The sequence below is a fragment of the Corynebacterium sp. genome (genome assembly GCF_030826625.1).
Lineage (GTDB): Bacteria > Actinomycetota > Actinomycetes > Mycobacteriales > Mycobacteriaceae > Corynebacterium.
Map to the genome: position 1 here is coordinate 21,411 of NZ_JAPJNQ010000017.1, position 10,399 is coordinate 31,809.

The following is a 10,399-nucleotide window of genomic DNA, read 5'->3' on the forward strand; positions in this document are numbered from 1 at the left end:
AAATTCGATCGATTTGATTTCAAAAGACTAAACATCAAAGAGGAAAAACAGCAGCACAATATAATGATGTTAGTGGGAAACGGATTCGACATCTCCATTCTAAACCACTTCAATATGAGTATCAAAACCGACTACAACTCGTTTTTCCACTATCTGAATTTAATTAACTTTGATACTGAGAACATTCTTTACAAACAGATGGACATACTTCGCCAGCACCATGAGTCAGAACTGCGCGACGGAAAGGATGGATTTCCCGATTGGAGTGATTTCGAATCAAGGTTGCAGGAGCACATCCCAAAAACACAATTAAGCGAATCTAATGAACTAAGTGAATATAATCAACTCAGGGAACACTTGGCCGAAATACAACAGAAGTTTTCTAAATTTTTAACCTCTGCAATCGATTCGCGACTCCTGTACAACCTAGACCAGAGTGCGCAAAAATTCCACTGGGCATATTCTTCGTTCGCGCGGTTTCTCGCAGATCTTGATGAAAATGATTATGAATTAATGTCATTTCCACGGAATGTGAATCATCACCATCTTTTCTATTTCAATATAATTAATTTTAATTATACTCCACTACTTGACAGCTATCTTCATTTAGATCAGAAACAGTTTGACCCACATGTCCATAAAACAGTAGATACTAACTTTCTGTTTCGAAGGAACCCTCGGAATTTTCCCAAACAACACCGCGCTGACAATTACCCCAATGCAGAAACAGGATGTTCAGCCTACCTTTCAACTGAAATCCATCATCCACACGGCACTCAATCGATATCACGTTCCTTGCTTTTTGGCATCGACGGTACGGACGAGATTGCTTCAGACGGCTCTTCTCGTAGACTAGAAAAAAATTTTTGGGCGCAAACCCATCGCCGCTATTATAAAATGATCAAAGAAACCGAATTATTTATCATCTTCGGCAGTTCGACAGGTGAAACCGATCGCTGGTGGTGGCGACATATTTTAAAGAGCGTTTTTGATGGCGCTGAATTGATAATCTATAAATATTTCCATTCTAAATATGATGCAAAAAGTGCCGATCCTCGAAAGATTAAGGAAAATTTTTTTGTTTCCAACTATGACGATGGCCTATTTGAAGGACAGGACAAAATTGACAGCAAGAAAAAGTGTCTAGACCGTATACATATTGTTAGGTATTCAGACCCGAAAACAATATCAGCTTTTGGTTTTAGTGATATACCATACGACCCGACTAACAGGGACCCTCGCTCCATTCCAAACGTTAGGTAATTTGATTAGTTAGAATCAGCTGGGTTTTCCAGTCCGCTTCATAGTGATCGATGGTAACCACCACTAGCATCCTTATGCTGGCGATCGCAGATAGCCTAGAAGAAGGCGTCGTCAAGAGCTCCGACCCGGAACTCGGCAAGATTATTAAACGGAACTATTTGGTACGTCCAGGTAGCACGATGTCCGGAGAAAACAAGCTCAAGCCAGTGAAAGACGACCTCGATGCCTACCGGCGCCTGCTTTCCGGCGAGCAGCCGATCGAGAAATCCACAGTAACGGCGAATTACCGATAAAGCCTGCCCCAGAATTCGACCAAGTGTGGGAACTGAAGTACCCCAGGTTTTGTTCCGTTTGGGTAAATGGGAAAATCTTCGACCATGCCGAAGAAGTTTGACCAGGATGCGAAAGACCGAGTGGTCCGCGATACCAATTAGTTGTTGAAATCTGCCTCAGCTTTTCCGCATCGGAACCAGGCCCGAAACCTTAAGAAATGATCCGGTTCATCGATGAGCACCGGGTTCGTTTCACAATTGGGTTCATCTTCTACGACGTTGAAGAATATTCGTGAAGGCGCACTTGCCAAGCTGCCGTCGGCTCTGGATTGCCCTGGGGTTTTCAGGACCGCTTGCCTTGCGTATCCCCCGAAACCCCACAGGGAATAAGAAGATAGCTAACGATAAAGAAATTCAAAACACACCTCACCACCTCTGTGCCTTAAGCAATTATCACTTGCACCTCGTAGCCGTCCTTGTCCGAACCCGCCAGGAACGCCTCGGCCTGGGCCTTAACCAAGTCGGTCACACGCTGCTGCGCCCGCTCCAGCAAACCATTCTGCTTAGCCTTCTCCTCAGCTCGCTTTTCTTCGCCGTCCAAGAATTCCGCATAATTTTCCACCCTGACCTGATTCAAAGGATTGAATGACTGGTCATATACCGTCACGGACGAAGGCTCAATTTCATTCGTGAGGATCTCCGCCTTAGAAACCTTGATGGTTATGGTGCGGGTGACGTCATCGATGCTCACATCCGATTTCTCAATGTTCTTGACCCCTGCCTTCACCACGCCGTCGTAGGCAATAAGAAAATGCTTTCCCGTCAACGGGACTCTCAGCCCCAATGCCCTCCACCCGTCCTCCTCGAAGCGGCCAACGGCGGAATATGAGTACTGCTCAACGGCCATTTCTGAAATGTCCTCGAGGGTGCCACCGATACCTGTCGAAGTAATGGAGCGGGTCGGCTCCTCCAACAGGCTCATCTTATTGAGACCAAAGAGAGCGCCCACCGTCAGAACAATTCCTACCAGCAGGCCAACTACAACTTTCAGCACACCCGACATTCCGCCGCTTACCTCCACGCGTCACGATCTTGTCACCAATTCGGCAACAAATCGACCATTTTTTAGGTAACATACCACGGTGCTGGCTAGAGTCTTTTTGTTTTCTTTCGTTAACGTTAAAGAGTCTTGGGTTTGGTTCCTACCTAAGCTAAGAAAAGATTGGGAACTATGTCCTTCAGGGCAGGGAAATTGGATGTCTTTAGCTCGCACCATGAAACTGTCGAGCATAAAGAGGCTCCAAGCGTAAACAGGTAATGAGATAGATTGGTTGAAAGCCTTAGCACAGAGCTAAACCCAGAAAGGACGAGCTGCTGGCATCGCTGTCCGCCCTGCAAGAAGTAGAGAAATTCGTGCCCGGTCAGTTCCGCACCGCCTGCGTCGATGCCACCCTTGCGAAGTTTTTGCAGCGTTTGTAGCACATCGACGTGCTGCTGATTAGCGTGGAGCGATAGCGGAAAGGTAGCACCGCCCACGCGTACCTAATTCTTAGACCACAGTGAAGTTGCTCATTCATATAGTCCCAGCTCATCGGAGAGGGCAGTGAGTTCATCTGCGGCGTCACGTCGTTCTACATCTCGTTGATGCTTATAATTTTGCACGTCGATAGCATGCAGCCGTCGGTGTTTTCCGACTTTATACCCCTTGAGAGTGCCTTCATCGATGAGTTTGACGACATGGGGGCGTGAAACATGAAGCAGGTCTGCTGCCTGCTGAGTGGTTAGCTCTGCATTCGTTGGGATTATGCCAACAGTTTGTCCAGCGGCAGTTTTGCTCAAAATTTCGCAAAGCAAGTCGGCAACACTACGGGGAAGGCGAATCAACTCGTTTGTTCTATCAACTGTTACATGGAGGTCCTCGGACCCAGGTGTGTTTTCAAGAACTTTTCTAAATTGTTGAAGGGCTTGGCGGGCGGTTGACCGACTGTGGGAAGTATTCGTTTGTTGCAGGCTTTTCATAATCTCAAACTAACAGATAAACGAAATAAACGAAAGAGTTAACAAGCGGTTTTCGACATTCTCGGAGCTAAACAGCTTTTTAGCCGATTATCTACGCATAATAGATGCATGTCACTTCCAACCGAGTTCACTGTCGGGCTTGCCCCCGGAAAGTGGACACGTCGGGGGTCAGGCCCCCATTTGACCAAGGGGGCTTCGCTGCTCCATGTGGTTTGCATCAGACTCACGCATTCAATGGGTTAGCCTTAGCGAAAGAATTGCCCAATCGAACCGTTGACAAAAGAACCTATACGCAATATGGTTGTAGCTGTAGGGATTGCTCAGTGTAAGCAACTCCACATTGCCAAAAACCCCGCTAAGCGGGGTTTTTGTGCATCTACGTAGATTCTCACTTCGGCCAAATTCTTGTCCGCCCAGCATCTCGAATGCCTTCGATTGCACCCCACATCTTTTCCTGGAGATTCTCTACCCGAAGATTCACGTTTGTCGCGACCAATTTGCGTTGATAGGCGTAACAACAGAGGTCAGCAGCCTGCAAACCATACAAGCTCCGAGAGTCATAGAAATCGAATGATTCAATCCTCTCCAATTTAGAACTACGATAGCCGAGCGTACCGTTCAGCTTATAGTGAAGAAATTCTTTACGGCCCTCAGGTGCGGTGTAATGATCATCTAAATACGCCCGCACCGGGTAATCACTTCGCTCTGCAAATTCATTGACCCGTTCCAAAATAAATCCAATTGCAACGGTGCGATGGTTAAATGGGACCGTGTATCGCTTTGCCTGTTTAACTCTATCGATCGTTTCAACGTAAAGAGCTTCGGTACAGTCATTAACAATACCGAGTGCTTTGAGATAGATTGACGCGGTAATCCCCATAGGGACCCCGTGCCAGTCTCCTTTCTGCTGCATCAAGTCATATCCATGAAGCTCAGAGTTGGCTTTCACAGCAGTTGTCCGTGCGTATTCTTGGACTAGTTCACCGAGCTGACAATTGAGCTGAACTAATTTTTTATCCGAAACTATAAGTGCGGACAAACAGAAATATTGATCTTGGTATTCAGATTCATCTATAAACGCGTGGAACACCCGTCTAGAATACCAACCTCCCGATCAGGGCGATTCTCTAAGCCTTTCGACAAATCCACGATTGACGTAGGCCAAAAATCTACCTACTAATGGATATTAGCTGCCAAGCTGCTCGTGCTCATTCAGATAATCACGCAAAGCTTCCGTAATAATCACGCGATTAGGAACGCGCTGAGCAGCAACTTCAGGAAGTCACTACTGGTCAAATCCGCAGAGATGCGGTCTACAAGATCCGGGTGCTGTTGACGCAATAGATCAATTTCTGACTTTGAAAACTCCATACGCCAAATATTATATGTGAAACGAAATTACTATCCTCGATTTCGAAGCTGACGTCGCAAATGCCCCAACCATGCGGGAGCTGGCCAGCGACATCGAGGAATTCGTCGGCACGAGCCCCATCGTTGCACACAACATGACTTTTGATTATTCCGTCTGGCGAGCGCACACCACGACGCCTCCGAGGATGCGCGGGTTACCGGCGAGCTATTCCTCGCGATGCTGCGGCACCTGGAGATGCCGCTGCAGCAACTCGTCGAAAAGCTGGGCGGCAAGGTTGATAAATCAGTGACGAAGAAAACCACCCAGCTGGTAGTCGGGGTGCCCTCGCCAACCACGTGGCGGCCAGGCATGGATGGCTCCAGCAAAATGGTGAAAGCCCGAGCGCTCGTGGAAAAAGGCGCGGCATTGACTGTGATGACGGAAAATGAATTCTTCGCCGCAATTGAGGAATAGATAAAACCAACTATTCTGAAGGCATGAATACTGCGCCGTTGCTGCCCTATCTGGAGCCTGCCGTTATTGATCGCGGCCACGAGCTTTTCCACAGAAACGCAGCCGAGATCACCGACATCCAACGTACTTTTAATTTGACGGAAGTCAGCGGCAACTGCCTGGGCTCGCAGGGCGATTTATACCACCCGCGTGTGGCTATGCATATATCACCCGACGGTGTGCTCCGCGCATTCATCGGGCATTGTTCCTGCCCCTACGGGATTAATTGCAAGCATACTGCCGCACTGTATTTGACCTACATGGCAGCGCAGCACAAGCAAGCCGATGATCCTGTGCAGCCAGGGTGGAAGCGTGACTTAGACAATATTTTCTCTCCTGCCAGGCCAGCCGGCCTACCCCAGCGGCACCAGAGACAGCCATCCCAACCCCAGGCGACGCAGGCTGAGCGTTCTACCCGGCTTGCACTCTTGTTTGATTATTCTCCGGCCGGTGTACGCGAAACCCGCTGGGGTCCAATCAACGCACCGGCAAGCCTGTCTGTGGAATTGGTTCGCCCTACGAAAAACCAGATCAACAAACGCAGCTGGGCCAAAACCGACGTGAGCTTTCACCGCTTCCTTAATCAGACCTATGCGCCCACAATTTTGCCTGCTCATGAGCACGCGGCGCAGAGATTAACCGATGCGTTTATCAACCACGAGATATACTTCGATAGCCAGCACACGCTGGCGCCTTTAACGCATATTCACAATGCAGAACCCCTGAAAGCCATCGCCAGTACCGCAGCAGAAGGCATCGAATTGGTCGATGCCACCAGCAATTGCCGCATCATCTTCCACGACGGCCTGGTACGCCCCTATCTAGCCCTTCACCAGCACGAAGATGGCGATATTCAGTTAACCGCAACACTGCACCTCCACGCTGCAGGCTTTATCGAACCAGAATTAGTGCTCGGATACCCCGGCTTTGGGGCGGTGTGGCGCGATGAAACCGAAACGCTCCACATTGCGCGTTTTACAGAACCAGCCAGTGAGCAATGGCGAAGGCTCCACGAAGTGGAACACACGGTGCGCATCCCGGACGAGGATAAAGATGAATTCGAAGAAGATTTTTTAGACCGCCTGGACAACAACACTCCGTGGACCAGCCCAGATAAATCTTTTACCCCAGGCCCGCCACCGGCTCCGCATCTGCGGCTCGATATTTCGACAGACCGGCAAGCCAACCACCCCTTAGCAGCGGAATTCACCTGGTATTTCGCATATGGCAGGCGCACAATCTCCCTGCCAGATGCCGGGCACGCTTCCTCTGATCCACGTCGCAACGCCGATGCCGAACAGGAACTGCTGGGATTACTCTGGTTCACGCCACGCAACGGCACCCTCCGCGGTGCAGAATTACTAGATTTCTTTCACACCGAGCTGCCACGGCTAGAACAACTGGGCGTCGACGTGCACATTGATGATGCCGCCCAACGCACAGCGGCACTGACCCCGGCGTCCGACGTCGATGTCGCAGTTGCTGCCCAACGCGGAGCTAATGACTGGTTTGGCCTGGACGTGCAGGTTATGGTGGATCAACAGCCGGTTCCTATAGCGCAACTGATCGCAGCGTTGAACGATCCGCACCGGCTGCTCGTCCTCGACAACGGCACCTATGCTGATTTGAACAATGCGGAATACGACGCCTTCGCCAGGTTGTTGGAAGAAGCACGCGCCCTGGGTGATACTCGTTCTTCCCGCCCGCAGGTTCCCCGCGTGCGCACGTCGTTTTGGGATGAGTTGGAAGCACTCGAATCCATCAGTTTCACCCCAGATGAATGGCTACGCACCGCCCTCGATGCAGTGCACGAACCAATGGGAGAACTCGCCGTGCCAGCTGAACTGCAGGCAGAGTTACGGCCCTACCAAGAAACTGGTTTTCGCTGGTTAGCGGGACTCAATCGACGTGGTTTTGGCGGTGTGCTTGCCGACGACATGGGCCTGGGCAAGACCCTGCAGGTGTTATCAATGATCGTCGATTCCCCAGATCGCCCATGGCTGGTGATCGCACCCACGTCTGTAGTGAGTAACTGGGCACGTGAGATAGCAAAATTCGCCCCACACCTGAAAGCGGCCACGGTGAATGCGACCAGCAAGCGTCGTGAAAAATCCCTTTCCCAGCTTGCCGACGATAACGAAATCGTCATTACCTCATATACCTTGTTGCGCCTCGAAGCTGCCCAGTACCACGATATCGACTGGGCCGGGGTAATTCTCGACGAAGCACAGCACGCGAAAAACCCTGCCTCGAAGATCTTCAGCACAATCCGCGACTTGCGAGTGGCCAAAAAATTCGCCATCACCGGCACCCCAGTCGAAAACTCCCTATCCGATGCGTGGTCCATGTTTTCCCTGACCACCCCGGGATTGCTCGGCAATGTGAAACAATTCCGCGAGCATTTCGAACGGCCAATTTCCCGCGGTGACGATGGAAAAATGGAGGTGCTGCGCCAACGCACGTCCCCATTTTTACTGCGGCGGCGAAAAGCCGATGTGGCACTTGATCTTCCGCCAATCCAAACCCAGGTGGTTCCGGTGGAATTAGCCGCTAACCACCGTAAGCTCTACGATCTGCATTTTGCCCGGGAGCGGCAGCGCATTCTGGGGCTGCTTGCCGACGATCCGGATGGCAACCGCATCGAGGTACTCGCTGCCATTACGCGGCTGCGGCAACTAGCCATTGATCCACAGCTGGCTATCCCCGATACCACGGCAACCTCATCCAAGTTGCGGGTCTTGGATGAGCTATTAGAAAGCATCGTGCAAGAAGGCCACCGCGTGCTAATTTTCAGCCAATTCACCACCTTTTTGCGCAAAGTACGTGAGCATTTGGATGCAGCTGATATTCCTACAAGCTATCTCGATGGCCAGACCAAAAACCGGCAGGACGTCATCGACGAGTTCAGCAATGGTGATAACCAAGTCTTTTTGATTAGCTTGAAAGCAGGCGGAGTGGGGCTCAACCTGACCTCTGCTAATTACGTGATTCTGCTTGATCCGTGGTGGAACCCGGCAGCAGAGCAACAAGCCATTGACCGTGCTCACCGTATTGGCCAAAAAGTTCCAGTGACTGTATTCCGTCTGGTGTCCATGGATACCATCGAAGACCAGGTTGTTGCTTTGCAGGATTCCAAGCGCGAGCTCATGGAAAACTTCTTAGAACCCGGCCAGTCTGGCCAGACGGGTGGTGTCGAATTAAACGCCGATGTCCTCCGGGAGCTCTTCGACGCCGACTAGGACAACGGCTTGGGCAACGGAGCCAGCCAGGATGGTTCTACTCTGGTCAAGTCCATTCGAGTGACCACGTAGCACGGGGATCATTCGGGCTCTGTTTATGCCACACAACCAGGCCACGCGAATGCAACTCTTTCAAATGGCGCAGCACAGTAGGACGCGCAAGGCTTACTAACTCGGTGATTTCCCCAGTCCCTAATTGTTTTTGGGACTGCCGGAGCACTTTGAGAATTTCCAATGCTGCCCGGCCCAAGTCTCGCGTTAAATCTGCGGGAATAGCATTGCTTGCATGCAAAGTCAGTTTCACTGACTCGTTGACCTGCTCATACACTGGATCCACTAGCCCGGAAGTGCGCATCTCCTGGAATATACGGCGAATACCTTCACCTAATTCCTGAGTAATCCCGAGATCCGCGCACACCCTGGCGATGCGAGGGTTACGCGCATTCCGGCTAATCTGCTCTGGATTATCAATTCGGTTCAAACCGAGGAACCTACCAGGATTAGTAATCTCTATACGGGTAGGAAAGATTTCTACCCGAATATGATCCCCGCCCATGCTGTACGAACGGTGAACCAACGCATTTACCAAGCCTTCAAGCCAAGCATCCTTCGGAACAATTGGATGTGGAACAAACCGCCCGGCATCCCCCAATGCTTGCCGCTTAGGCATGAGCTGTTCAATTGCTTCTGTCGCTGCAAAAAGCTGCTCAGGGATCGAGCCTTCAGCACGTATGTCTCCCCCATAAACAAGATTTTGTCGGCGTCCGACACCGCGATCATTATCGTCGTAGCGCAAAATTCTTACATGCGCATTGGGATAAAAAATCTGCGGCCGGTGCGCAAACAATAGCGCCGCTGCAACTGTGACCTCGCCTTTTCGAGTTAATAAATCCCGTGCTTGCAACGCTAATTGCGGGGTTGATGATGTAAGCAACGCCCGGAATTCTTCTACCTTTTGCGGATCCAAAAGCTCGTCAAAGCTGCCTCCACCAGGTACTGGAGTCGACTCAAACCGTGATGCTCCCCGATCCCATTCAAGTTCTTGCCGCTGCGCAAACGACAACTTCAGGGTGGAATCGCCCATACGCTGGTAACAATCCCCACGATTATCTTGGTGCACATATTCGGACATACCAACCCGAAACACCAAGACTTTACCTTCGGCTGTATCCAGCTCTTCTACCGATAACCGCACGGGTGGGTCAATGAAATTATGAGCTACACGGCGTAACTCGTTTTCCTGTTTGTCGCTGACTGGAGAAATTTTGCCACCATGCAAACCAGCAACCACTACGCCGCCTTCAGCATTTGCCATAGCGATTAAGGGTTTCGCGAAATCGCTTGGCTTCACCGCACCCGACTTGCGTTCATACCACTGCGACTCTGGAAGTTTCAGAAGTGCCGATACTGCTTGCTCCGCCGGAAGCGATAAGGCTTGATCCACCTCTGCTGCTGTCATGATCTCTACTCTAACATTGTTAGAGTAACTTTAGAGTAGATTTAATAGTAGACCGTTTCGGCTGTTCACGGGGGTTTCTACTCTAACATCTAGTGTTAGAGTACTTTAGAGTAGCTTTACAGTGGGCCACACCGCTGAGCTCTGATCGCGCTGTCAGCTCAGTCAATTGCAAAAGTGCGCTATAATAAAAACAACACGACCGGTTCCGCTCTCCACTCTTGGTGGAAGCCGGGTTAAACGACAAAAAGTGTGTGCCAAACCCCGAATATCTACACCCCTAGCA

Annotated in this window: 8 protein-coding genes; 4 read left to right on the forward strand and 4 right to left on the reverse strand. The window is 50.5% G+C overall.

Features of this window, described 5'->3' with window-relative positions; translation table 11 throughout:
* Positions 1-66 precede the first annotated feature (66 nt).
* Together RCH87_RS03645 and RCH87_RS03650 are read left to right on the forward strand one after the other, a co-directional pair.
* Complete coding sequence (locus RCH87_RS03645) at positions 67-1,263, forward strand: AbiH family protein (protein ID WP_306515397.1); 1,197 nt, start codon at positions 67-69, stop codon at positions 1,261-1,263.
* A 50-nt stretch (positions 1,264-1,313) separates the two neighbouring features.
* Positions 1,314-1,556, forward strand: coding sequence for a hypothetical protein (locus RCH87_RS03650; protein ID WP_306515389.1), 243 nt, complete (start codon positions 1,314-1,316; stop codon positions 1,554-1,556).
* Positions 1,557-1,977: 421 nt separating this feature from the next.
* Here the strand turns inward: RCH87_RS03650 and RCH87_RS03655 are convergent, their stop codons facing one another.
* The 3 genes from RCH87_RS03655 to RCH87_RS03665 form a co-directional block, all read right to left on the reverse strand.
* Positions 1,978-2,598 carry a DUF4230 domain-containing protein gene (locus RCH87_RS03655; protein ID WP_306515390.1) on the reverse strand — a complete coding sequence of 207 codons (621 nt, stop codon included), beginning with the start codon at positions 2,596-2,598 and terminating at the stop codon, positions 1,978-1,980.
* Positions 2,599-3,104: 506 nt separating this feature from the next.
* The gene (locus RCH87_RS03660; RefSeq protein WP_306515391.1) at positions 3,105-3,554 is read right to left on the reverse strand and encodes a helix-turn-helix domain-containing protein; all 450 of its coding nucleotides are present in this window, start codon (positions 3,552-3,554) and stop codon (positions 3,105-3,107) included.
* A 388-nt stretch (positions 3,555-3,942) separates the two neighbouring features.
* Positions 3,943-4,644 carry a DUF3800 domain-containing protein gene (locus RCH87_RS03665; protein ID WP_306515392.1) on the reverse strand — a complete coding sequence of 234 codons (702 nt, stop codon included), beginning with the start codon at positions 4,642-4,644 and terminating at the stop codon, positions 3,943-3,945.
* Between the two features lie 498 nt (positions 4,645-5,142).
* On the opposite strand from RCH87_RS03665, the gene RCH87_RS03670 reads away from it, so the two are divergent.
* The gene (locus RCH87_RS03670) at positions 5,143-5,379 is read left to right on the forward strand and encodes a BRCT domain-containing protein (RefSeq protein ID WP_306515393.1); all 237 of its coding nucleotides are present in this window, start codon (positions 5,143-5,145) and stop codon (positions 5,377-5,379) included.
* 23 nt (positions 5,380-5,402) lie between these two features.
* A complete protein-coding gene (locus RCH87_RS03675; RefSeq protein WP_306515394.1) occupies positions 5,403-8,657 on the forward strand; it encodes a DEAD/DEAH box helicase in 3,255 nt (1,084 codons plus the stop codon).
* A gap of 46 nt (positions 8,658-8,703) precedes the next feature.
* On the opposite strand, the gene RCH87_RS03680 is transcribed toward RCH87_RS03675, so the two are convergent.
* Positions 8,704-10,116, reverse strand: coding sequence for an ATP-binding protein (locus RCH87_RS03680; RefSeq protein ID WP_306515395.1), 1,413 nt, complete (start codon positions 10,114-10,116; stop codon positions 8,704-8,706).
* Between the last annotated feature and the right edge of the window lie 283 nt (positions 10,117-10,399).

What these genes read in the sequence shown, in the direction of transcription:
- RCH87_RS03645 (WP_306515397.1), top strand. Translation starts at nt 67, where the DNA reads ATGTTAGTGGGAAACGGATTCGACATCTCCATTCTAAACCACTTCAAT.
- RCH87_RS03650 (WP_306515389.1), top strand. Translation starts at nt 1,314, where the DNA reads ATGGTAACCACCACTAGCATCCTTATGCTGGCGATCGCAGATAGCCTA.
- RCH87_RS03655 (WP_306515390.1), bottom strand. Translation starts at nt 2,598, where the DNA reads ATGTCGGGTGTGCTGAAAGTTGTAGTTGGCCTGCTGGTAGGAATTGTT.
- RCH87_RS03660 (WP_306515391.1), bottom strand. Translation starts at nt 3,554, where the DNA reads ATGAAAAGCCTGCAACAAACGAATACTTCCCACAGTCGGTCAACCGCC.
- RCH87_RS03670 (WP_306515393.1), top strand. Translation starts at nt 5,143, where the DNA reads ATGCTGCGGCACCTGGAGATGCCGCTGCAGCAACTCGTCGAAAAGCTG.
- RCH87_RS03675 (WP_306515394.1), top strand. Translation starts at nt 5,403, where the DNA reads ATGAATACTGCGCCGTTGCTGCCCTATCTGGAGCCTGCCGTTATTGAT.
- RCH87_RS03680 (WP_306515395.1), bottom strand. Translation starts at nt 10,116, where the DNA reads ATGACAGCAGCAGAGGTGGATCAAGCCTTATCGCTTCCGGCGGAGCAA.